The organism is Streptomyces sp. NPDC057743, assembly GCF_042798755.1.
GTDB lineage: Bacteria > Actinomycetota > Actinomycetes > Streptomycetales > Streptomycetaceae > Streptomyces.
Genome location: NZ_JBHVJX010000002.1, coordinates 303879 through 326396, shown reverse-complemented (window position 1 = coordinate 326396; position 22518 = coordinate 303879). Strand labels below are relative to the sequence as shown.

The window sequence follows — 22518 nt, the reverse complement described above, 5'->3', positions numbered from 1 at the left end:
GCGAGGCAGTGCATGAGTGACGGGACGGGCCTGCGGGTCATGGTGGTCGACGACCACCCGATGTGGCGGGACGCGGTCGCCCGGGATCTGGCGGAGGCCGGGTTCGAGGTGGTGGCGACGGCCGGGGACGGGCCGCAGGCGGTGCGCCGGGCCCAGGCGGCGGCGCCCGACGTGCTGGTCCTGGACCTCAACCTGCCGGGGCTGCCCGGCGTCCAGGTGTGCCGGCAACTGGTCGGCGCAGACCCGTCGTTGCGGGTGCTGGTGCTCTCCGCCAGCGGCGAGCACGCCGATGTCCTGGAGGCGGTGAAGTCCGGCGCCACCGGCTATCTGCTGAAGTCCGCCAGCACCGAGGAACTGCTCGACGCGGTCCGCCGCACCGCCGCCGGCGACCCCGTCTTCACCCCCGGCCTGGCCGGCCTGGTCCTCGGCGAGTACCGCCGGCTGGCGACCGAACCGACCCCGGCGGCCGCCGACGAGCCGGACGCGCCCCGGCTGACGGAGCGCGAGACCGAGGTGCTGCGCCTGGTCGCCAAGGGGCTCTCGTACAAGCAGATCGCCGAGCGGCTGGTCATCTCGCACCGCACGGTGCAAAACCACGTCCAGAACACCCTCGGCAAGCTCCAACTCCACAACCGCGTCGAGCTGGTGCGCTACGCCATCGAGCGCGGCCTGGACGGCGTCTGACCCGCGGCCGCTCCGGCCCGCCGCTCGTACGGGTGAAGAGCGGGCGCCAACTCCCTTGATACGGAGGGGAATCGGCGCACACCCCATCCCTGGGTGACCCGGCTCACCATTAGCGTGACGGTCGTTACGTTCACGGACGGCCGTACGCGGCCACGGACGGGATGAAGGTGAAGCGATGCGGGTCGGAGTACTGACCGGCGGCGGCGACTGCCCGGGTCTGAACGCGGTGATCAGGGGCATCGTCCGCAAGGGCACCCAGGAGTACGGATACGACTTCGTCGGCTTCCGGGACGGCTGGCGCGGACCGCTCAGCGACAGGACGGTGCGGCTGGACATCCCGGCCGTGCGCGGCATCCTGCCCCGCGGCGGGACCATCCTCGGCTCGTCCAGGACCAACCCCTTCAAGGAGGAGGACGGCGTCCGCCGGATCAAGGAGACCCTCGCCAAGCACGAGACCGAGGCACTGATCGCGATCGGCGGCGAGGACACCCTCGGCGTCGCCGCCCGGCTCTGCGCGGAGTACGGCGTCCCCTGCGTCGGCGTGCCCAAGACCATCGACAACGACCTGTCGGCCACGGACTACACCTTCGGCTTCGACACCGCCGTCGGCGTCGCCACCGAGGCCATCGACCGGCTGCACACCACCGCCGAGTCGCACATGCGGGTGCTGGTCGTGGAGGTGATGGGCCGGCACGCCGGCTGGATCGCGCTCCACTCCGGCCTGGCCGGCGGCGCCAACGTCATCCTCATCCCGGAGCAGCGCTTCGACGTCGACGAGGTCTGCCGCTGGATCGAGTCCCGCTTCAAGGCCAGCTACGCGCCGATCGTGGTGGTCGCCGAGGGCGCCATGCCCAAGGACGGCGAGATGGTCCTCAAGGACGGCAGCACCGACTCCTTCGGCCACGTCCGGCTCTCCGGCGTGGGCGAGTGGCTGGCCAAGGAGGTCGAGCGGCGCACCGGCAAGGAGGCCCGCACCACCGTCCTCGGCCACACCCAGCGCGGCGGCACCCCCAGTGCCTTCGACCGCTGGCTGGCCACCCGCTTCGGGCTGCACGCCATCGACGCGGTGCGGGACGGCGACTTCGGCAAGATGGTCGCGCTGCGCGGTACCGACATCGTCCGGGTGCCGCTGACCGAGGCGACCGCCAAGCTCAAGACGGTCGACCCCGCGCTCTACGCCGAGGTCGGCGTCTTCTTCGGCTGAGGCCGCCGCCCGCTCCCGGACGGCACCGCCGGGCGATGGGCCGTACATTTGCCGTGTCGCGACATGTCCGGCCCATTGCTTGCGCGCCCCGCTGCCGCCCGGCGCCGCCGCGCCACCGCCGGCGGGGGGAGAACGGGAGAGAACGTGGAGATCGTCGCCTTCGGTGTGCAGGCGGACGAGCGGGCGCTCCTGGAGAAGGCGTTCGCCGGCCGCCACCAGGTCCGTGCCCTGGACGTCTTCCTCAACCGCGATACCGCCCCCATCGCCCACGGCTACGAGGTCGTCTCCACCAGCGTCAACGACGACCTGACCGCCGAGGTGCTGCAGACCCTCGCGGCCGGCGGCACCAAGATGGTCGCCCAGCGCTCCACCGGCTTCAACAACATCGACCTGGAGGCCGCCGCCGACCTCGCCATGACCATCGGCCGGGTCTCCAGCTACTCGCCGTACGCGGTCGCGGAGTTCGCCTGGCTGCTGGCGCTGGCGGTGAACCGGCGGCTGGTCCCGGCCGCCAACCGCACCCGGAACTTCGACTTCCGGCTGGACGGCCTGATGGGCCGCGACCTGCACGGCCGCACGGTCGGGGTGCTCGGCACCGGCAAGATCGGCACCGCCTTCGCCAGGATCGCGCACGGCTTCGGGATGGAGCTGCTGGGCTGGGACCTCGCCGAGAACCCCGAGTGCCTGGCGCTGGGCATGCGCTACGTCCCCCGGGAGCGCCTGTTCGCCGAGGCGGACCTGGTCAGCCTGCACGTCCCGCTGACCGAGGACACCCGGCACCTGGTCGACGCCGCCGCGCTGGCCGCCATGAAGGCCGACGCGATCCTGGTCAACTCCAGCCGCGGCGGGCTGATCGACACCGCGGCCCTGGTCGAGACGCTCAAGGCCGGCCGGCTCACCGGAGTCGGCCTGGACGTCTACGAGGAGGAGGCCGGGCTGTTCTTCTACGACAAGTCCCTGGACGTGATCAGCGACGACACCCTGGCCCGGCTGATGACCTTCGCGAACGTGTTGGTCACCTCGCACCAGGCGTACTTCACCGCGGAGGCGGTCGGCCAGATCGTCGAGACCACCGTGGTCAACGTCGAGGACCATCTGGCCGGCCGCACCAACGGCAACATGCTGGTCACACGAGGACAGCTGCCAGCAGCTGCGCGGTGAGCGCCGCACCGCCCCGCGTCAGCACCGACTCGGGGTGGAACTGCACCCCCGCGAAGCCGGGTCCGCGCAGCGCATGCACCTCGCCGCTCGCCTCGTCCCGGCTCAACTCGACGCGGTGCATGGCCAGTTCGACCGCCGTCCGGTCGTCGCAGCGGGCCGTGAAGGTGTTGTAGAAGCCGACCGTCTCGGGCCGCCCGAAGAAGTCGATCCGCTCCTGGGCGCCCTGGAACGGCACCTCCTTGCGGACGATCTCCAACCCCAGCTCGGCGGCGATGAGTTCGTGGCCGAGGCAGACGCCGAGCAGGGGGCGGCCCGAAGGGGCGTGCTCCGCGGCGGCGGTGGGGCGGTGGCCGGCCACCAGGTCGGCGGCGAGCGCGCGCAGGAAGCGCATCTTGGGGTCGGCGGTGTCGGTCGGGTCGCCGGGGCCCGGGCCCAGCACCACCGGCCCCCGGTGCGCCAACGCGGCCGCGCGCAGCCCCGGCTCGTCGTAGCGGCGGACCGTCACCGTCAGTCCGGAGGCGCGCAGCAGGTGCGCCAGCATCGCGGTGAAGGTGTCCTCGGCGTCGATCACCAGGGCGTGCCCGCGCAGCCCGGCGACCGGGGCGGTGGTCTGCATCCGCAGCCAGAACGGGGCCAGGTCGGCGCGGCGGGCGTCCAGCGCGGCCCGCACCCGCGGATCGTCGGCCAGGCGTGGCGCCGACTCGGCCGCGGCCCGCGCGGGGGCCGGCCGAACGCCCAGCGCGGTCAGCACCCCGGCCGCCTTGGCGTGCGTCTCGGCGACCTCGCCATACGGGTCGGAGGCGCGCACCAGGGTGGCGCCGACCGGGACCCGCAGCGCACCGTCGGCGGCGATGTCCGCGGTGCGGATCAGGATCGGGGAATCCAGCGTCTGCGCGCCGTTCGCGTCCCGGCCGAGCAGCGCCAGCGCACCGGCGTAGTAGCCGCGGCCGCGGCCGTCCGGGGCCACCGGCTCGTGCCGCTCGATGACCCGGCAGGCGTTCTGCACCGGCGACCCGGTGACCGTCGCCGCGAACATCGTCTCCTTGAGGACCTCGCGCACGTCCAGGGTGGAGCGGCCGCGCAGTTCGTACTCGGTGTGCGCCAGGTGCGCCATCTCCTTGAGCCGGGGCCCGACCACCACCCCACCCCGGTCGCCGACGGTGCACATCATCTTCAGCTCCTCGTCGACCACCATCGACAGCTCCTCGACCTCCTTGCGGTCGCCGAGGAACGCCAGCAGACCCTCCGCGGTGGGCCCCTGCGCGGGATAGCGATAGGTCCCGCTGATGGGGTTCATCACGACGGTGTTGCCGGCCATCCGGACGTGTACCTCGGGGCTGGCGCCGACCAGCGTGCGCACGCCGGGACGGTGCACCACGAACGTCCAGTACGCCCCGCGCTCGCCGGCCAGCAGCCGGCGGAAGAGCGCCAGCGCGTCGGCCGCGGAGAAGGCGGCGATCTCGCCCTCGAAGGTGCGGCGGACGACGAAGTTGGCGCCCTCGCCGGTGCCGATCTCCTCCCGCACCACCCGCTCGACGATCTCCGCGTACGCCTCGTCACCGACGTCGAAGGCCCCGCCGTCCACCGCCACCTCGTGCGCCGGCAGCGCCGACAGCAGTGCGGGCAGCGGGAGTTCGTGGTGCTCGTCGGGGTGCAGCACGGCCAGCGGGGTGCCGTCGTCGTGCGCCCGGAAGCCGCGCTCGCGGATCTGTCGGAACGGGACCAGGGCCAGCGCGTCGGTCACCGGCGCGCTGGGCACCCCGGTGCCCAGCGGGATGTCGGCCAGGTGCTCGACCTCGGTCACCGCGCCGATCAGCACCTCGACGACGGCGTCGTCCCGGCCCGGTGCGCGACGGCGGAGCAGGGCGAACGGCGGGCAGGCGGGGTCGAGCAGCCGCTGGACCAGCGCGGCGGCGTCGGGCTGGGGCTGGGGGTGCATGGCGGTTCCTTCCGGGAGGTCAATGCTTCCGGTACGGAGGGAACGGCCGCCAGAACACCGAAGGCCGCCCCTCGGGCGGCCTTCGCGGTCTGTGGGTGGGTGACGCGAATCAGTGGGCCGCCGGCTGGGCGGTCCACCACCAGTTCAGGTGCATGAGCGGTCGCGTCTGCATGGCGGGAACCCTATCGGATCGCCCCTCGCCCGCGTCTCACAGTCCGGATGCCGGACGGACACCCCCCGGGGACCCCGTAATGTTGGGGACGTGACCGTGAACGCTGAAACCCACGCCGGTGGCCACACCTGGCGAGACCTGCCCGCGGCGCAGCAGCCTGACTGGCCGGACCAAGAGGCTCTGCGCGATGTGATCGCGGAGCTTACGTCCTATCCGCCGCTCGTCTTCGCGGGCGAGTGCGACCAGCTGCGCGAGCGGATCGCCGCGGTCGCCCGAGGTGAGGCGTTCCTGCTCCAGGGCGGCGACTGCGCGGAGGCGTTCGATGCCGTCTCCGCCGAGCACATCCGCAACAAGCTCAAGACCCTGCTCCAGATGGGCGCCGTGCTGACGTACGCCGGGTCCGTCCCGGTGGTCAAGGTCGGCCGGATCGCCGGTCAGTACAGCAAGCCGCGCTCCAAGCCGACCGAGACCCGCGACGGGGTGACCCTGCCGACCTACCGCGGCGACTCCGTCAACGGCTTCGAGTTCACCCCCGAGGCCCGCACCCCGGACCCCGAGCGCCTGAAGCGGATGTACCACGCCTCCGCCTCGACGCTGAACCTCGTCCGGGCCTTCACCACCGGTGGCTACGCCGACCTGCGCCAGGTGCACGCCTGGAACCAGGACTTCGTGAAGTCCTCGCCGTCGGGCCAGCGGTACGAGGCGCTGGCGCGCGAGATCGACCGGGCGATGAACTTCATGAACGCCTGCGGGGTGGACCCGGAGGCGTTCAAGACGGTGGAGTTCTACTCCTCGCACGAGGCGCTGATCCTGGACTACGAGTCGGCGCTGACCCGCACCGACTCCCGCACCGGCAACCTCTACGACGTCTCGGGCCACATGGTCTGGATCGGCGAGCGCACCCGTCAACTGGACGGCGCGCACATCGAGTTCGCCTCCCGCGTCCGCAATCCGATCGGCGTCAAGCTGGGTCCGACGACGACGGCCGAGGACGCGCTCGCCCTGATCGACCGGATCGACCCGGAGCGCGAGCCGGGCCGGCTGACCTTCATCACCCGCATGGGAGCGGACAAGATCCGCGACAAGCTGCCCGAGCTGGTGGAGAAGGTCACCGCCGCCGGCGCCCAGGTCGCCTGGATCACCGACCCGATGCACGGCAACACCTTCGAGGCGGCCTCGGGCCACAAGACCCGCCGCTTCGACGACGTGCTGGACGAGGTCAAGGGCTTCTTCGAGGTCCACAAGGCACTCGGCACGCACCCGGGCGGCATCCACGTCGAGCTGACCGGCGACGACGTCACCGAGTGCGTGGGCGGCGGCGACGAGATCTTCGTCGACGACCTGCACCAGCGCTACGAGACCGCCTGCGACCCGCGGTTGAACCGCAGCCAGTCGCTGGACCTGGCCTTCCTGGTGGCGGAGATGTACCGCGACCAGTGAGGTGCCCGGCATGACGGTGGGGCGCGGATCCTGTGATCCGCGCCCCACTGCGTTGCCGTGCGTTGTTCCGCGCCTGCCATGGCGGGTAAGGTAAGGGTAACCTCACTGACGATCACGGAGATCGGGTCGAGGCGCCCTTATCGGAGGTGAACCCGCGTGTACGTCTGCTCCTGCTTCGGCATCACCGAGCAGCAGGTTCGTGAGCACGCGGACCGGGGTGCCTGCACGCCCCGCCAGGTCGCCTCCGCCTGCAAGGCCGGGACCGACTGCGGCAGTTGCGTCCGCCGCATCCAGGCGCTGCTGGGGCGCGGTGCGTGCCCCCGCCGGGAGCTGATCGACCGCGGCGCCCCCGACGCGCTGCGCTCGGAGTCCGCCGAGTGGGACCAGGCGCCGGACGCGCCGGGCCCGGAGTCCGTGCCCCTGACGCCGGCCGCGGAGGAGGGCGCACCGGGGCCCGTGGGCCTCCCGGCGGCCGCGTGACCTCCCTGGTCGTCCCGCCGGCGCGCACCGCCGGCCCTCAGCTCGGCTGCTCGATCACCTGGGCGAGGTAGAGCGCTTCCCCCAGCTTCTCGACCAGCTCCAGCTGGGTGTCGAGGTAGTCGATGTGGTGCTCCTCGTCCTCAAGGATCGCCTCGAAGATGTTGGCCGAGGTGATGTCCCCCTTGGTGCGCATGACCTCGATGCCGCGCTTGAGGCGGTCGATGGCCTCCACCTCGATCTGCCGGTCGGCCTGGAACATCTCGGTGACGGTCTGCCCGACGCGGACGTGGAACAGTCGCTGGTAGTTCGGCAGCGCCTCCAGGAAGAGGAGCCGGTCGGTCAGCGTCTCCGCGTGCTTCATCTCGTCGAAGGACTCGGCGCGGGTGTACTTGGCGAGCTTGTACCAACCGAAGTTCTCCTGCATCTTCGCGTGCAGGAAGTACTGGTTGATCGCGGTCAGCTCGCCGGTCAGCTGCTCGTTGAGGAATTCGATGACCTCGGGGTCGCCCTGCATGGTTGCGGGCCCCTTTCACGCGAGTTACTGGGCAGGTGCCGCGCATCCTTGCACCGCCTTGAGCGCAACGTCCAGTAAGTGCACGCTTAGTGCGGTTTGTCTGAATCCATCCCACCCTGGTCATCGGCACCCCGGACCGTCTGACACCATGGAGGCATGGGTCAGCCGGAGAGTCGCGAAGAGGAGCCGGTGCTGCCACCGGGTCAGCGGCTCCAGCGGGGCTGGCCGGTCACGCACTACGGTCCGGTGCCGAAATTCCGCCCGGAGCGCTGGGAATTCCGAGTCTTCGGCGCCACCGCCGACGGCGCCAAGCACTGTTGGACGCACGAGGAGTTCACGGCCCTGCCGTACGACACCGTCGTCGCGGACATGCACTGCGTCACCAAGTTCAGCATGCTCGGCGCCGAGTGGGGCGGGGTGCTGACCCGCACGATCCTTCAGCTCGCACCGCCCGCGCCCGACGTCACGCACGTGATGGTGTGGGCCGAGTACGGCTTCAGCTCCAACCTCCAACTCGCCGACTTCGGCGGGGAACGGTGCATCTTCGCCACCCACCGCTCTGGCGAGCTGCTCACCGCCGAACACGGCTTCCCGGTCCGGCTGATCGTGCCGCACCTCTACGCCTGGAAGGGCCCCAAGTGGGTCCGCGGCATCGAGTACATGACGGCCGACCGCCGCGGCTTCTGGGAGGAGCGCGGCTACCACAACCTCGGCGACCCCTGGCGCGAGCAGCGCTACTCGTACCAGGAGGAGCCGGGCGACGGGCCGGAGTTGTAACTCCCCGGCGCCGCCCGGCCCGGAGCGGCTCAGGCCGTCCGCAGTTCCTTCAGCCGCGCCACGTCCGCCGCATGGCCCGCCTCGCCGCCCGGGGTCTCGATCACCAACGGGACGCCGTCGGTCGCGGGATGGGCGAACAGCTCGGCGAACGGCTCCGCGCCGATGTGGCCGGCCCCGATGTTGGCGTGCCGGTCCTTGTGCGCGCCGACCACGTCCTTGGAGTCGTTGGCGTGGATCAGCTTCAGCCGGCCCTCGCCGGTGACCTCCACCAGCTCGTCCAGCAGCGCCTTGGTGCCACCGGGCGCCGCCATGTCGTGCCCGGCCGCGAACGCGTGGCAGGTGTCCAGGCACACCCCGAGCCGCGGATGGCGATCCAGCGCGTCGAAGTACGGCCCCAGGTCCTCGGCCAGTGCGCACAGCGAGGCGCCCTGGCCGGCGGTGGGCTCCAGCAGCAGCCACGGGTCGTCGTCCCGGGTCAGCTCGTCCAGTAGTGGGCGCACCTGCTCCCTGACCTGTGCCAGCGCCGCCTCGCGCGGGCGCCCGCCGGTCGCCGAGCCGGTGTGCACGACCACGCCGAGCGCGCCGATCTCCCGGCCGCGGCGCAGTGAGTGGCGCAGCGACTCCACGGACTTCTCCACCGTCGCCGGGGTGTGCGAGCCGAAGTTGATCAGGTACGGCGCATGCACATAGGCCGGGATGTCCTCGGCGGCGCAGCGCTCGCGGAACGCGGCGTCCTGCTCGGGGTTGCCGGGCGGGGTCGCCCAGCCGCGCGGGTTGGCGACGAAGACCTGGACGGCCTCGCAGCCGATCTGCCGGGCGTACGAGAGGCCGACCTTGGCCAGGCCGCCGGCCACCGGCACATGGCCGCCGACCGGATTGCGTGCGCGGGCGCGCTGGGCGGCGCCCTCGGGGGACAGGGAAGTGCTCACCCTCCCAAGGGTGCCAGGTCCCCCGCGGCCACCCACCGGCCACCCGGCACGGTGCGGCCCACCGGGCGGAGCGCGGCTACAGCGCCCCCTTGAGCCGGATCGTGATCGTGCTCCCCTTGGGCGCCTGGTCGCCGGCGGCCACCGACTGGGACGCGACACTGTCCTGCGGGAAGAGGAACGGCTTGTCCACCTTGACCTTGAAGCCGGCGTCGGTCAGGGCCTTGGTGGCGTCCGCGGTGTTCTTGCCGCCGACGTCCGGCACGGCGACCATCTCCGGCCCCTTCGAGAGCGTCAACGTCACCGTCTCGCCCTTGCCGAGGGTGCCGCCGGCGCCGGGCGACTGCTGCGCCACGCTGTCCTTGTCCTGCGGCGCGAAGACCGGCTGGTCGGCGAAACGCACCCGGAAACCGGCCTCCTTCAGGGCCGTCTCGGCGTCCGCGCGGGGCTTGCCGACCACGTTCGGCACGTCCTCGGGCGCGCCCCGGCTGACGGTCAGGCCCACCGCGGTGTCCGGCCGCCGGGTGCTGCCCGCCGCCGGGTCCGTGGCGATCACCGAGCCCTTGGCGACCTCGTCGCTGAACTGCCGGGTCTCGGTGCCCGGCACCAGACCCAGGTCGCGCAGCTTGCGCCGGGCGTCCGCGAGCGGGGTGCCGGCCAGGTCCGGGACGGTGACCTTCTCCGGGCCGCGGGAGACGGTCAGGGTGACGGTGCCGTTGCCGCGGATCCGCTTGCCGATCCCCGGGTCCGTCGCCATCACGTGCCCGCGCGCGACGTTGGGGCTGAAGTCCCGCGCCACCTTGATCCGCAGGCCCTCGCCGCGCAGCGTCTGCTCGGCCTTGGCCTGCGGCATGTCCAACACGGCCGGGACGCTGGTGAATTGGCCGGAGTTGATGTACCAGACGCCGGTGCCGACGCCCAGGACCAGCAGCACCGCCGCCACGATCGTCGCGATCCGGCGCCGCCGGGGTCGCCGGTCGGCGCCCACCGGGGCCGGCGCCGGGCGGAGCCTGGTGGTCCGGTTGTCCGCGGGCGCGGCACCGGCCGGCGGCATCTCCAGCCGACTGGTGCGATCCAGCTGCGCCTCGCCCTCGACGGGTAGCGCGAGCTGCACCCCCGCCGGGCGCGGCAGCACGTCCGTCCGCTCCTCGTCGGCCGCGGCCGCCTCCTGGGCGCGCGGCGGGACGAGGTCGAGCTGGGCGTCGGTCAGGTGCGCCCGGGCCGACCGGGCCCGGGCCAGCAGCGCCACCGCGTCCTGTGGGCGCTCCTCGGGGGAACGGGCGGCGGCCGCGGCGACCAGCTCGTCCAGCTCCGGCGCCAGGCCCGGCACCAGCTCCGAGGGCGGGGTGAGGTCGTCGTGCAGGTGGCTGTAGAGGATCTGCGCCGCGGTGCCGCCGGTGTGCGGTTTGCCGCCGGTGAGCATCTCGTAGAGCACCACGCCGCAGGCGTAGACGTCGACCCTGGCGTCCGCGGTGCCGTGCTCCATCTGCTCGGGCGCGAGGTAGGAGACGGTGCCCAGGACCGAGCCGGTGGAGGCGGTGGTGTGGGTGTCCACCGCGCGCACCAGGCCGAAGTCGGCGACCTTGACCCGGCCGTCGTCCCCGATCAGGACGTTCTCCGGCTTCATGTCGCGGTGCACCAGGCCGGCGCGGTGCGCGGCCCCCAGCGCGGCCAGGATCGGCTCCAGGATGTCCAGCGCGGCCCGCGGCTGGAGGGCGCCGCGCTCGCGCAGCACGTCGCGCAGGGTGCAGCCGGCGACGTACTCCATGGCCAGGTAGACGTAGGTGCCGTCGGTGCCCTGGTCGAAGACGCCGACCACGTTCGGGTGCGCGAGCCGGGCGACGGACTTGGCCTCCCGGATGAAGCGGTCCACGAACGCCCCGTCCACGGCCAGGCTCGGGTGCATCACCTTCAGCGCCAGCACGCGGTCCAGCCGGGTGTCCACGGCCCGGTAGACGGTGGCCATGCCCCCGGCGGCGATGCGCCCCTCGACGCGGTAGCGGCCGTCGAGCAGCTGGCCCTCCAACGGGTCCTGCAGCGTCGTATCCACGGCAGACGAGTCTACGAGCCGCGCCGGCGTGCCCGGACGCTCCGGCCGCCGACCTGGTACACCGCAGCACAACCGTGACCGGGCCGGGCGGGGGCGCGGTGGCCGGCGCGGAATAATGCGGACCGGATCGTGGTCGCCATGGAAACGGCGGCCGGGTCGTGCGGCCGCGCGACCACACCGCACCAGAGGGGGAAGGCGATGACGACGCTGCTCATCGGGGAGCTGGCCCGGCGGACCGGCACCACCGAGCGGCTGCTGCGCTACTACGAGGAGCAGGGGCTGCTCCACCCGGAGCGGACGGCGGCCGGCTACCGCCGCTACGAGGAGGTCGACGTCGCTCAGGTCCGCCGCATCCGCACGCTGCTGACCTCCGGGCTGAACACCGCGACCATCGCGCAGGTGCTGCCCTGTCTGCGCGACGACGACGGCCGACTGGTGCCCACCTGCCCGCAGTTGGTGGGCGAGCTCCACCGGGAGCGGGCCCGGCTCACCGACTCCATCGCGTCCCTGATGGCCTCCCGGGACCTGCTCGACGAGGTGATCACTGCCGCCCCGGAGGAGTTCGCCGAGCGGGGCAAGGCGGCCGCCGGCCCGGCCTGAGGCCGCCGCCCGCCCCGCACCAGGGCGCTGGATAAGGCCGGTCAGAAGGCCGGCCGCTCCGGATCCAGCTCCGCCACGCCGTCGGCGGGCGAGGAGGCCAGCGCGAAGTGGCGGCGCGGGATCCGGCCGGCGCGGTGGGCCAGCCGGCCCGCCGCCACCGCGTGCCGCATCGCCGCGGCCATCAACTCCGGCTCCTGCGCACGGGTCACCGCCGACGCCAGCATCACCGCCGCGCACCCCAACTCCATGGCGAGCGCGGCGTCCGAGGCGGTGCCCGCGCCGGCGTCCAGGACGACCGGGACGCCCGCGCGCTCGGTGATCAGTTGGAAGTTGTGCGGATTGCGGATGCCCAGGCCGGAGCCGATCGGCGAGCCGAGCGGCATGATCGCCGCGCACCCCACGTCCTCCAACTTCCGCGCCAGCACCGGGTCGTCATTGGTGTACGGGAGCACGGTGAAACCGTCGTCCACCAGGGTCTCGGCGGCGTCCAGCAGCTCCACCGGGTCCGGCAGCAGGGTCCGCTCGTCGGCGACCACCTCCAGCTTGACCCAGTCGGTGCCGAGCGCCTCCCTGGCGAGCCGGGCGGTGAGCACCGCCTCGCCGGCGGTGAAACAGCCCGCGGTGTTCGGCAGCACCCGGATCCCGTGCCGGTTCAGGACGGACAGCACCGAGCCCTGCACGGTCGGGTCCAGCCGCCGCATGGCGACGGTCGTCAGCTCCGTCCCGGAGGCCAGCAGCGCGCGCTCCAGGACGTCGAGGCTGGGCGCGCCGCCGGTGCCCATGATGAGCCGGGAGCCGAACGAGGTGCCGGCGATGGTGAGTTGGTCGGCGTCGGCGGCGGGCGCCGCGGGGGCGGTCCCCGGTGCCACTGCGGTGTCGGTCATGGCGGGATCAGCCTCCCTGGACGGCGGTGAGCACTTCGATGCGGTCGCCGTCACCGAGCGCGGTGCCGGCCCACTGGGAGCGCGGCACCACGGTCTCGTTGACCGCGGCGGCCACCCCGGCCGGGGCCTGGGACAGCGTGGCGACCAGCCGGTCGAGGGTCAGCCCGCCCGGGATCCGGCGGGCCTGGCCGTTGACGGAGACGGACACCGTGGGCCCGCCGGGGACTTCGGACGGGACGGGGGTACCGGGGGCGCTCATACGGGCAGCTCCTGAGGGGCGTGGGCGCGCCGGGCCCCCTGGAGGGCGGGGGTGAAGCGCGCGGGGGAGAAGGGGCGGGCCTCTTCCGGGACCGTCCCGGTGGTCAGCGCCTTTGCCATCACGTCGCCGGTGAGCGGCGTCAGCAGGACGCCGTTGCGGTAGTGGCCGGTGGCCAGATGGAGGCCGGGCAGCGCGGTCGGTCCGAGCAGCGGCGCGTTGTCGGGAGAGCCGGGGCGCAGCCCGGCGCGGCTCTCGGTCAGCGGCAACTCGGTGATGCCCGGGACCAGTTCGTGGGCATCCCGCAGCAGCTCGTAGACGCCGCCCGCGGTCACCGTGGTGTCCCAGCCCAGCTCCTCGTTGGTGGCGCCGAGGACCAGTTCACCGCTCTCCCGCGGCACCAGGTAGAGGGGATTGCCGCGGACGACGGCCCGTACGGTGCGGGAGAGGAACGCCCCGCCCCCGGGGAGCGCGTCCGGCAGCCGCAGCCGCAGCACCACGCCCTTGACGGGCCGCACCGGCGGCCGCACCGCCTCCGGGACGCCGGCCAGCCGGCCGCTGAGGCTGCCGCCGGCCAGCACCACCTGACCGGCCACCAGGCGTGTGCCGTCGGCGAGTTCGGCGCCCGTGGCGCGCCCGCCGGCGGTCGTCAGCCGCTCCGCCGACGTCCGGTGGAAGGCCACCTGGGCCCGCTCACAGGCGGCCAGCAGCGCGCTCGCCAGCCGGCGCGGATCGACCTGGTGGTCGCCGTCCACCCGGAGGCCGCCGCGCACCCCGGGGGCGAGCATCGGCTCCAGCCGGCGGCACTCCCGCCCCGTCAGCCACGCCGACTCCAGGCCCGACCGGACCTGGAGGGCGTGCAGCTCCCGCAGGTGGGCGCGGTCGTCGGCGTCCAGGGCGACGGCCAGGGTGCCGCACCGCCGGTAGCCGATGCGCTGCCCGCTCGCCTCCTGGAGCTCCTCCGTGAAGCGCGGATACCGCTCGGCCGAGGCCAGGTTGAGCCCCAGCAGGGTCTCCTCGCCGTAGTGGAGCTCGGTGACGGCGGCCAGCATGCCGGCCGCGACGAGCGCCGCGCCGCCGCCGGGCGCGGGGTCCGCCACCGCGACGCGCAGACCCTGGCCGGCCGCCCGCCAGGCGGTGACCAGCCCGATGATGCCGCCGCCGATGACCAGCACATCGGGGTGCCGACCGTCGGGACGCGGTGGGTTCGATGGTGTGACGGATGGATGCATGGGCGTCCAGCCCCTCCCTTCGCCGGCATGACCCGGATCAGGTTCGTACGGTCGGAGGCCGGCCAGCCTCCCTCTCAGCCCGGTCCGTCCGGGCTCCCGCGAGTGCGTGCATCCGCCACCCTAGTACGGGGCCGCGACGCGTCGTAAGGGAGCGCACCGGGACCGGGCCGCCCCCGACCGGTGACGTTGTGTCAGAGATCTCCTTGCGCGCTGCTGCGGGCCGCGTCGCCCGCCGTCCTAAAGTGAGCGGGTGAGCGAGCAGAGCAACTCTCCCCAGGCCCCTGACCGCACGCCGCGCGTGGTGATCGCCGGCGCGGGGATGGCGGGTGTGCAGACCGCCGTGGCCCTGCGCGAGCACGGCTGGCGCGGGGCGATCACGCTCCTCGGCGACGAGCCCCACCAGCCCTACGACCGCCCGCCGCTGTCCAAGGCCGTGCTGCTCGGCAAGGCCGACGGCTCCGCGTTCGACATCGACTTCGCCGGCCTCGACATCGACCTGCAACTCGGCCGCCCGGTCACCGCGCTGCGCCCGTTGGACCACGTGGTGGAGACCGCCCAGGGCGCCATCCCGTACGCCTACGCGGTGCTCGCCACCGGCGCCGAACCGATCACCCTGCCCGGCAGCGAGGGCCTGCCCGGTGTGCACCTGCTGCGCACCCTGGACGACGCCGAGCGGCTGCGCCCGGTGCTCGCCGCCCAGCACCGGATCGTGGTGGTGGGCGCCGGCTGGATCGGCGCCGAGTTCGCCACCGCCGCCCGCGAGGCCGGCTGCGAGGTCACCGTCGTGGAGGCCGCCGACCACCCCCTGGCCGGCGCCCTGCCCACCGAGGTCGCCGCGCACATGGCCACCTGGTACGCCGACGCCGGGGCCGAGCTGCGCACCGGCGCCCGGGTCGCCTCCGTCGCCCCCGGTGCGGTGACCCTCGCCGACGGCACCACCCTGCCCGCCGACGCGGTCGTCGTCGGGATCGGCGCCCGGCCCGCCACCGCCTGGCTGGCCGGCTCCGGCGTCGCCCTCTCGCCCGAGGACGGCTCGGTCCTGGCCGACGAGCACCTGCGCACCTCCGTCCCCGACGTCTACGCGGTCGGCGACTGCGCCTCGTTCCCCTCGGCCCGTTACCGCACCCGACTCCTGGTCCACCACTGGGACAACGCCCTCCAGGGCCCCCGCACGGTGGCCGAGAACATTGCCCGCGGCACGGCGGAGGGCGTGCTCTACGACCCGGTCCCGTACTTCTGGTCCGAGCAGTTCGGGCGGTTCGTCCAGTACGCCGGCCACCACGGGGACGCCGACGAACTGGTGTGGCGCGGCGACCCGACCGGCGCCGCCTGGTCGGTGCTCTGGCTCCGCCACGAGCCCGGCGCGGGGGCCGACCAGCCGGCCGGCCGGCTGGTCGCGCTGCTGGCGGTGGGGCGCCCGCGGGACCTGGCCCAGGGGCGCCGGCTGATCGAACGGGGCGCGCTGCTGGACCGGGAGCGCGTGGCGGACGCGGCCGTTCCGCTCAAGGCGGCGGTGCGGTAGCCCCGCCACCGGCCCGGCGGGCCCGCGCGGCCCGTCCGTCGAGGCGCCGACGTGCTCCACGGCGAGGCCCGGCTACCGACTGTCAGTGGGAGGTGGCACGCTTGTCCTGTGACCGAGATTGACGCAAACATCGATGGGCTCGTCCCCGCCTGGCTCACCCTCCCCGACATCGCCGAGGCATGCGGCGTCGAGGTGACCCGCGTGCGACAGCTGGTGAAGGAGGGCCAGCTGATCGCCGTGCGCCGCGGTGAGAACCGCGCGCTCCAGGTGCCCGCCGAATTCATCAAGGACGGCAAGGTCGTCAAGGGGCTCGCCGGCACGCTGACGCTCCTCAAGGACGACGGCTTCACCGACGAGGAGATGCTGGAGTGGCTCTTCACCGCCGATGACACCCTGCCCGGCACCCCGGCGCAGGCCCTGCGCGAGAATCGCGGCACGGAGGTCAAGCGCCGGGCCCAGGCGCTCGCCGTCTGACGCAGCCGCGTCCCGCAGCAACCGCACCACGCATCCGTAACCACCACCGCGCGGTGTACGGGCCGGCACCGCCCGGCCCGTACACCGCCGACGAGGGGGAAGCCGCCCGATGACCACCGTTCGACAGGCCCTGTCCGACGCCCGGCTCTACCTGTGCACCGACGCGCGCACCCGCCAGGGCGATCTCCCGCAGTTCCTGGACGCGGTGCTCTCCTCGGGCGTGGACATCGTCCAGCTCCGCGACAAGGGCATGGAGGCCGGCGCGGAGCTGCGCCACCTGGAGGTCTTCGCGGACGCCTGCCGCCGGCACGGCAAGCTGCTCGCGGTCAACGACCGCGCGGACGTCGCCCACGCCGCCGGCGCCGACGTGCTCCACCTCGGCCAGGACGACCTGCCGGTCCCGGCCGCCCGCGCGCTGCTCGGCCCCGAGCCGCTGATCGGCCGCTCCACCCACGCCGAGGCCGAGGTCGACGCCGCCCTCACCGAGCCCGGGGTGGACTACTTCTGCACTGGCCCCTGTTGGCCGACCCCCACCAAGCCGGGCCGGCCCGCCCCCGGCCTGGACCTCGTCCGGTACGCCGCCGCGCAGGCCCCCGAGCGCCCCTGGTTCGCGATCGGCGGGATCGACGCCGGCAACCTCGACGAGGTGCTGGCCGCCGGCGCCCGCCGGGTGGTGGTGGTCCGCGCACTCACCGAGGCCGACGACCCGGGCGCCGCGGCCGCCGAGTTGGCCAAGCGGATCCGTTCCCACACCGGCTGACCTGCGTCTTAGACATCCGTCGGGCGGCCGTCCAAGGGCCGCGAGCCGTCCACGTTGTGGACACCGTCGGCGCCAACCAGCCAATACGTGGCCGTCGGTTGGTGTCCGTCCACCGTGTGGTTAACCTGCCCGTATGGCCCTAGGTACAGCTTCCACCAGGACTGATCGCGCGCGGACGGTGCGCGACCTGCTCGCCTCCGGCAAGCAGTCTTATTCGTTCGAGTTCGCCGCCCCGAAGAGCGAGAAGGGCGAGCGGACGTTGTGGAACGCCATTCGCCGCATCGAGGCCGTCGCCCCGACCTTCGTGTCGGTGACCTACGGTGCCGGCGGCACCTCCCGGGACGGAACGGTCCGTGCCACCGAGCGCATCGCCACCGACACCACCCTCACCCCGGTCGCCCACCTGACCGCGGTCAACCACTCCACCGCCGAACTGCGCAACATCATCGGCCAGTACGCCGACGCCGGGATCCGCAACATGCTCGCGCTCCGCGGCGACCCGCCGGGCGACCCCATGGGCGAGTGGGTCCGGCACCCCGACGGCATCGGCTACGCCGTCGACCTGGTCCAACTGATCAAGGAATCGGGCGACTTCTGCGTCGGCGTGGCCGCCTTCCCCGAGATGCACCCGCGCTCGACGGACTGGGACACCGACATCCGGCACTTCGTCGACAAGTGCCGCGCCGGCGCCGACTTCGCGATCACCCAGATGTTCTTCTATCCGGAGGACTATCTCCGGCTGCGCGACCGGGTCGCCGCCGCGGGCTGCTCGACGCCGATCATCCCGGAGATCATGCCGGTCACCAACGTCCGCCAGATCGAACGATTCGCCCAGCTCAGCAATGCCGCGTTCCCGCCCGAGCTCGCATCGCGCATCCTCGCGGTCAAGGACGACCCGGCGGCGGTACGCTCCATTGGCATCGAGTACGCGACGGAGCTGTGCGCGCGCTTGATGGCCGAGGACGTGCCCGGGTTGCACTTCATCACCCTGAACCACTCCACGGCGACCCTGGAAATCTACGAGAACCTCGGGCTGCACCAGCGGTCCTGATCACGGTGGCCGGAATCCGGCGGAAGCGGGGCGCATATGGGCTGGACGATCCTCTACCTCGCGTTCGGCCTGGTCGCCCTGTGGCTGCTCGGTGAGGTCCTGTTCCAGCACAAGGCGCCGTTGCACTGGCGGCTGTTGGCGCTGGGCGGCTTCCTCGGCGTGGTGGCCGGCGTCGCCATCCCGTCGATCATCGTGATCGCGCTGGGGGCCATCGCCTTCGCGGTGGGGCAGACCTATGTGACGCTCTCCGTCCGCCGGGGCTACGAGGAGGGCTGGACGATCGGCGGGCGGCCCAAGCCGAGCCGCCGGCGCCGGGCCCGCTCGTCCCGCGCCCCGGCCGCCGAGCCGAAGCTCCAGGTCTCCGGGCTGACGGAGGAGACCGCCCCGGCCGCCGGCGCCGTCGAGGCTTCCGATCCGGCCGGCCACGGCGCGGACGGCCATGGCGCGGAGGGCACCGGGGGCCAGGCCCCGTACCCGTCGCAGCCGGACCCGTCCGCCCCCGGCGCCGTTGACGCCACCGCCACCTTCGGCGCCGTCGGCGAAGTGCCCGCCGCCGCCCAGGATTTCGGGTACGTCCCCGTGGACGCCACCGCTGTCTACGCCCCGCAGCCGATGCCGGACGAGACCGGGGCCTACGGCATCTACAGCCCCGACGCCCGCCCCGAACCGGCCGTCGGCTACGACCTCTTCGGGAACCCCACCTCCGACGGCGACGCCAACGGCCATGGCTACGGCGGCGGTTACGGCCCGACCCCCGGGCACGACGGCTACGCCGACCCCTACCCGTCCTACGACAACGGCGCCTACCAGAGCGGCCACGGGCCCTACTCCGACCCGTACATCGGTACCCAGCAATACGCCGCGCACTACGACCCCTACGAGGAGCCGGACCCCTTCGGCCGGGCGCCCCACCAGGCCGGGTCCTACGACCCCCTCGGCGGGCAGCCGGCGCAGCACTACCCACAGGGCTACCCGCCCGAGACCCCGCCCGGCGGCGTCTGGATGCCGCAGCAGCGCGAGACCGGCCACCCGGAGGAGCAGCAGCCCTACCCGCCCCAGCAGCCGGGTTACGACGAGCAGCGGTACCACTACTGAGCGGCGGGCGGCCCCCCGCGCCGGTCCAACCGCCGCCGCACCGGCCCGAGTCGGGGCCCGAGTCGGATCCCGGTCGGGTCCCTCAGGGGCGGGGGATCACTCCGAGCCGCGCCAGTCGTCGCCGCTCACGATCAGGCCCGCGACCAGCGCCCCGGACATCCCGGCGTGCGCCAGCCCGCCGCCGGGGTGGTACCAGCCGCCGACGCCGTAGAGCCCGGCTATCCGGGTGCGGTTGCCGGGCCGCAGGAAGCGCCCCTCCTGGCCGGCCAGGGCCGGGCCCGGTATCAGGGAGTCCTCGGTCGGCGGCAGGACCTCCCGCCACAACAGCCGCTCCCGCAGCCCCGGCACCGCCGTCTCGGCGCGCTCGATCATCCGCTCCGCGTCCCGCTCCAGCGCCTCGGGGGCCAGCCGGTCGACCGGGCCGGGCGGGGCGACGGTGGCGGTCAGGGTGACCGCCTCGTGGGCGTCGTCGGGGCGGGTGGTGGGGTCGTCGGGGCGCAGCACCGTCACCGTCGGGCGGGCGCCCGGGGTGCGCGGGTCGTGCCTGTCGTCGAAGACGCCGGCCAACTCCGCGGCGCGGTCCGGGGCGTGCACCACCGTGCGGTGCACCGCGTCCGCGGGGCGGGCGCCGCGCAGGGCCAGACAGACCGTCAGCCGCGCCGGGGTGCGGTCGCCGTGCCCCGGGGTGGGGCGGACGTCGTCATCGCCCCAGGGCGCGCGGCCCGCGCAGAGCCCGGGCAGCCGGACCGGATCGACGCCGGCGACCACGAACTCCGCGTCCACCACCCGCCCGTCGGCCAGCTCCACGCCCGCGGCCCGGCCGTCCTTCTGGAGGACTCCGGTCACCTCGGCCCCGAAGGTGAACTCCACCCTGCGGGCCCGACAGCGCTCGTACAGCGCCTCGGCCAGCGCCCGCATCCCGCCGCGGACATACCAACTGCCGAAGGTCTGCTCCATGTACGGCAGCACGGCCGCGCTCGCCGGGGCGGTGCGCGGGTCGAAGCCGTACGCCAGGGCGTGGCTCTCCAACAGGGCGATCAGGCGCGGGTCGGCCAGCTCGCGGCGGGCGACCTCGGCGAGGGTGGCGGTGGTCGGGCCCTTGCCGCCGCGCAGGCCGAACAGGCCGCGCCGGCGCACCGCCGGATACGGGTCGCGCCCCAGCACCCGCCAGTCCGCCCACAGCGGCTCCTCCAGGAGCGGACGGCGAGTGGCGTCCCACGCCTCGCGGGCGCGGACCAGCAGCTCGCTGAAGCGCTCGCCGCGGCCCGCGCCGAGCGCCTCGTCCAGGGCCGAAAGGACGCCGGCGCGCGAGGCGTTGGGCAGATTCACGGCGGTGCCGTCGGCGAAGACGTGCCGGGCGGCCGGGTCGACCTGGGTGAGCTCGACGCAGCTCTCCAGGGGCTCCCGGCCGGTCTTGACGAACAGATCGCGGTAGACCGCAGGGAGGTGCAGCAGGCCGGGCCCGGTGTCGAAGCCGAAGCCGTCCCGCTCCAGGCGGCCCACCGCACCGCCGTACGTCGCACCGCGCTCGAACACCGCCACCCGGTGGCCCGCGACGGCCAGCCGGGCGGCGGCCGCCATCGCGCCCATCCCGGCGCCGATCACCGCAATCCCTGCCATGCCTGCGACTTTATCCGGCGGCACTGACAACGCCGCCGCTGGCCGTTCGCGGCCGGACGTCGCCCGGGTCGGTGGCGGGCTCAGCCGGCCGGCGGCGCCGCGCCATCGGCCGCGGCCGGCCTCCGCTGCGCGCGCCGTTCCCGACGCCGCCGCAGATACCGGCGGATCCGCGACCACAGGAAGATCACCACCGCGATCCCGGCGACCAACAGCACCGCCGCGATGCCCGCCGCGATCCACGGGTGGAAGAGCGCGAACGCGACGATCCCCGCGACGCCCAGGTCCTCCGCCAGGCTCAGCACGATGTTGCTGGCCGGCTCCGGGGAGGTGTTGACCGCGATCCGGGTGCCCGCCTTGACCAGGTGGCTCACCAGCGCCGTGGAGCCGCCCACGGCGCCCGCCGCGAGCTGCGGCAGCGACCCGTCGTGCCCGGCCATCAGCGCCGCCACCACGCCGCCGGCGAGCGGCCGGATCACCGTGTGCACGGTGTCCCAGACCGAGTCCACGTACGGGATCTTGTCGGCGACCGCCTCGGCCAGGAAGAGCACCCCCGCGGCGATCAGCACGTCGGGGCGCTCCAGCGCGGCGGGCACCTCGTCGGAGACGCCGCTCGCGCCGAGCAGACCGAGGAGCAGGACGACGGCGTAGGCGTTGATCCCGCTCGCCCAGCCGCTGGTGAAGACCAAGGGAAGTACGGACACGCCGCCGATCGTAGGCGGTCCGCCGGCCCGTTGGCGGCGGCTTGAGGAGGGATGCTCAGTGGTGAGTATCCGTACTCAGACACCGAGATGAGTAGGTACGCGGATGGGTCGGCACCGGCCCGGACGGAAGAGTGGGGACCACGGAAGGGAAGCGGCGCCGCACCGCCGACACGGGGCGGCGGAGCGGCGCGGCTCCCGGCCGGACCGGGGGAACGACGGGGGGCTCCACGGGGGAGACGGGGGAGCTCGGGGGAACGACGGGGGACGGCGCTGCCCTGGTCGGATCGGACGGGGGAACGATCCGTGCCAGGGCAGCGCGCATCTGCGTATCCGGGGACGGGGCGGACCGGCCCTAGGTGGCGCGGCCGGTGACCCGCCCCTGGAGGAGCCGCGACAGCGCCGCGTGCACGTCGTCGATCGACCGGTCCGGCTGGTACGACTGCCAGTCCAGGGCGGCCACCAGCACCATGCCGAACAGCGCCGAGGCGGTCAGCGGGATGTCGATCTCGTCGCTCAACTCCCCGGCGGCCACCGCCTCCTGCAGCACGTTCTCCACCACCGTGATGGCCCGCTGCCGCACCACCATGAGCGTGGACTGCCAGGCCCGGTTGGTGCGCCACAGTTCGGCGACGTAGAGCTGGGTGAGGGCCGGGTAATGGGCGATGAAGTCCAGACCGGCCCGGATCATCGCGTCGAGTGCGTCGATCCGGGTGCCGCCCCGGTCGGTGACCTCGTCGGCGGCCGCCTGGAGGGAGGTCGCCAACAACTCGATGCCGTGCCGCAGCAGCTCCTCGAAGAGGACGTTCTTGCTCGCGAAGTTGTAGTACACGGTGCCCTTCGCGACCCCCGCCCGTTCGGCGATCTCGTCCACCGTGGTGGAGGAGAAGCCCTGTTCGGCGATGAGCGTGACGGCGGCCTCGAAGAGCTTGCGCCGGGTCGCGTCGCGGCGTGTGTGGGAGCTGTCCATGGGGGTGAT

The 22518-nt window shown here is 73.6% G+C and carries 22 protein-coding genes and 1 riboswitch; of the genes, 12 read left to right on the top strand and 10 right to left on the bottom strand.

Annotation, left to right across the window (positions count from 1 at the left end; all coding sequences use genetic code 11):
• Nucleotides 1–12 precede the first annotated feature (12 nt).
• The 3 genes from ACFVFQ_RS03480 (at nucleotide 13) to ACFVFQ_RS03470 (ending at nucleotide 3049) form a co-directional block, all read left to right on the top strand.
• A complete protein-coding gene (locus ACFVFQ_RS03480) occupies nucleotides 13–684 on the top strand; it encodes a response regulator (protein WP_383407862.1) in 672 nt (223 codons plus the stop codon).
• A 175-nt stretch (nucleotides 685–859) separates the two neighbouring features.
• Nucleotides 860–1888, top strand: coding sequence for a 6-phosphofructokinase (locus tag ACFVFQ_RS03475; protein WP_383407859.1), 1029 nt, complete (start codon nucleotides 860–862; stop codon nucleotides 1886–1888).
• A gap of 144 nt (nucleotides 1889–2032) precedes the next feature.
• A complete protein-coding gene (locus tag ACFVFQ_RS03470) occupies nucleotides 2033–3049 on the top strand; it encodes a 2-hydroxyacid dehydrogenase (protein WP_383407856.1) in 1017 nt (338 codons plus the stop codon).
• Here the strand turns inward: ACFVFQ_RS03470 and ACFVFQ_RS03465 are convergent.
• The gene (locus ACFVFQ_RS03465; protein WP_383407854.1) at nucleotides 3015–4988 is read right to left on the bottom strand and encodes an anthranilate synthase family protein; all 1974 of its coding nucleotides are present in this window, start codon (nucleotides 4986–4988) and stop codon (nucleotides 3015–3017) included. The two genes, ACFVFQ_RS03470 and ACFVFQ_RS03465, sit on opposite strands and share 35 nt — an antisense overlap.
• Before the next feature lie 262 nt (nucleotides 4989–5250).
• Between ACFVFQ_RS03465 and ACFVFQ_RS03460 the strand changes: the two genes are divergently transcribed.
• On the top strand, nucleotides 5251–6600 hold the full coding sequence (locus ACFVFQ_RS03460; protein ID WP_383407851.1) for a class II 3-deoxy-7-phosphoheptulonate synthase: 1350 nt from the start codon (nucleotides 5251–5253) through the stop codon (nucleotides 6598–6600).
• Nucleotides 6601–6756: 156 nt separating this feature from the next.
• Nucleotides 6757–7080 (top strand): bacterioferritin-associated ferredoxin, encoded by a 324-nt coding sequence (locus ACFVFQ_RS03455; RefSeq protein ID WP_383407849.1) that lies wholly within the window; start codon nucleotides 6757–6759, stop codon nucleotides 7078–7080.
• A 37-nt stretch (nucleotides 7081–7117) separates the two neighbouring features.
• Here ACFVFQ_RS03455 and bfr read toward each other — a convergent pair whose 3' ends face one another.
• Nucleotides 7118–7594, bottom strand: a complete 477-nt coding sequence (bfr, locus tag ACFVFQ_RS03450) for a bacterioferritin (protein WP_383407846.1) — start codon at nucleotides 7592–7594, stop codon at nucleotides 7118–7120.
• A 156-nt stretch (nucleotides 7595–7750) separates the two neighbouring features.
• Here bfr and ACFVFQ_RS03445 point away from each other — a divergent pair, with 156 nt between their 5' ends.
• Nucleotides 7751–8371 (top strand): sulfite oxidase-like oxidoreductase, encoded by a 621-nt coding sequence (locus ACFVFQ_RS03445; protein ID WP_383407843.1) that lies wholly within the window; start codon nucleotides 7751–7753, stop codon nucleotides 8369–8371.
• 29 nt (nucleotides 8372–8400) lie between these two features.
• Here the strand turns inward: ACFVFQ_RS03445 and ACFVFQ_RS03440 are convergent, their stop codons facing one another.
• Together ACFVFQ_RS03440 and pknB are read right to left on the bottom strand one after the other, a co-directional pair.
• Nucleotides 8401–9300 carry a deoxyribonuclease IV gene (locus ACFVFQ_RS03440; RefSeq protein WP_383407840.1) on the bottom strand — a complete coding sequence of 300 codons (900 nt, stop codon included), beginning with the start codon at nucleotides 9298–9300 and terminating at the stop codon, nucleotides 8401–8403.
• Nucleotides 9301–9376: 76 nt separating this feature from the next.
• Nucleotides 9377–11347, bottom strand: coding sequence for a Stk1 family PASTA domain-containing Ser/Thr kinase (gene pknB, locus ACFVFQ_RS03435; RefSeq protein WP_383407837.1), 1971 nt, complete (start codon nucleotides 11345–11347; stop codon nucleotides 9377–9379).
• 198 nt (nucleotides 11348–11545) lie between these two features.
• Here pknB and ACFVFQ_RS03430 point away from each other — a divergent pair, with 198 nt between their 5' ends.
• On the top strand, nucleotides 11546–11947 hold the full coding sequence (locus ACFVFQ_RS03430; RefSeq protein ID WP_383407834.1) for a MerR family transcriptional regulator: 402 nt from the start codon (nucleotides 11546–11548) through the stop codon (nucleotides 11945–11947).
• A 41-nt stretch (nucleotides 11948–11988) separates the two neighbouring features.
• Here ACFVFQ_RS03430 and ACFVFQ_RS03425 read toward each other — a convergent pair whose 3' ends face one another.
• The 3 genes from ACFVFQ_RS03425 to thiO all read right to left on the bottom strand — a co-directional run bounded on the left by ACFVFQ_RS03425 (nucleotide 11989) and on the right by thiO (nucleotide 14319).
• Nucleotides 11989–12831, bottom strand: a complete 843-nt coding sequence (locus ACFVFQ_RS03425) for a thiazole synthase (RefSeq protein WP_383407832.1) — start codon at nucleotides 12829–12831, stop codon at nucleotides 11989–11991.
• 7 nt (nucleotides 12832–12838) lie between these two features.
• Nucleotides 12839–13090 carry a sulfur carrier protein ThiS gene (gene thiS, locus ACFVFQ_RS03420; RefSeq protein ID WP_383407829.1) on the bottom strand — a complete coding sequence of 84 codons (252 nt, stop codon included), beginning with the start codon at nucleotides 13088–13090 and terminating at the stop codon, nucleotides 12839–12841.
• Nucleotides 13087–14319, bottom strand: a complete 1233-nt coding sequence (gene thiO, locus ACFVFQ_RS03415; RefSeq protein WP_383407825.1) for a glycine oxidase ThiO — start codon at nucleotides 14317–14319, stop codon at nucleotides 13087–13089. The genes thiS and thiO overlap by 4 nt, the downstream gene beginning before the upstream one ends.
• A riboswitch (TPP riboswitch) is annotated at nucleotides 14317–14429 on the bottom strand. Its footprint overlaps the gene before it by 3 nt.
• A gap of 140 nt (nucleotides 14430–14569) precedes the next feature.
• Here thiO and ACFVFQ_RS03410 point away from each other — a divergent pair.
• The 5 genes from ACFVFQ_RS03410 to ACFVFQ_RS03390 all read left to right on the top strand — a co-directional run bounded on the left by ACFVFQ_RS03410 (nucleotide 14570) and on the right by ACFVFQ_RS03390 (nucleotide 19221).
• Nucleotides 14570–15841 (top strand): NAD(P)/FAD-dependent oxidoreductase, encoded by a 1272-nt coding sequence (locus ACFVFQ_RS03410; RefSeq protein WP_383407822.1) that lies wholly within the window; start codon nucleotides 14570–14572, stop codon nucleotides 15839–15841.
• A 108-nt stretch (nucleotides 15842–15949) separates the two neighbouring features.
• Entirely contained in the window at nucleotides 15950–16315 is a 366-nt protein-coding gene (locus tag ACFVFQ_RS03405; RefSeq protein ID WP_383407819.1) for an Rv2175c family DNA-binding protein, read from the top strand.
• A 109-nt stretch (nucleotides 16316–16424) separates the two neighbouring features.
• The gene (gene thiE / locus ACFVFQ_RS03400) at nucleotides 16425–17075 is read left to right on the top strand and encodes a thiamine phosphate synthase (protein ID WP_383407816.1); all 651 of its coding nucleotides are present in this window, start codon (nucleotides 16425–16427) and stop codon (nucleotides 17073–17075) included.
• Nucleotides 17076–17208: 133 nt separating this feature from the next.
• Entirely contained in the window at nucleotides 17209–18126 is a 918-nt protein-coding gene (gene metF / locus ACFVFQ_RS03395; protein WP_383407813.1) for a methylenetetrahydrofolate reductase [NAD(P)H], read from the top strand.
• Between the two features lie 36 nt (nucleotides 18127–18162).
• Entirely contained in the window at nucleotides 18163–19221 is a 1059-nt protein-coding gene (locus ACFVFQ_RS03390; protein WP_383407810.1) for a hypothetical protein, read from the top strand.
• A 96-nt stretch (nucleotides 19222–19317) separates the two neighbouring features.
• Here the strand turns inward: ACFVFQ_RS03390 and ACFVFQ_RS03385 are convergent, their stop codons facing one another.
• From ACFVFQ_RS03385 to ACFVFQ_RS03375, 3 genes are all read right to left on the bottom strand, one after another.
• Nucleotides 19318–20841 carry a phytoene desaturase family protein gene (locus tag ACFVFQ_RS03385; protein WP_383407807.1) on the bottom strand — a complete coding sequence of 508 codons (1524 nt, stop codon included), beginning with the start codon at nucleotides 20839–20841 and terminating at the stop codon, nucleotides 19318–19320.
• Nucleotides 20842–20921: 80 nt separating this feature from the next.
• On the bottom strand, nucleotides 20922–21542 hold the full coding sequence (locus tag ACFVFQ_RS03380) for a DUF4126 domain-containing protein (protein WP_383407805.1): 621 nt from the start codon (nucleotides 21540–21542) through the stop codon (nucleotides 20922–20924).
• 352 nt (nucleotides 21543–21894) lie between these two features.
• The gene (locus ACFVFQ_RS03375; RefSeq protein ID WP_383407802.1) at nucleotides 21895–22509 is read right to left on the bottom strand and encodes a TetR/AcrR family transcriptional regulator; all 615 of its coding nucleotides are present in this window, start codon (nucleotides 22507–22509) and stop codon (nucleotides 21895–21897) included.
• Between the last annotated feature and the right edge of the window lie 9 nt (nucleotides 22510–22518).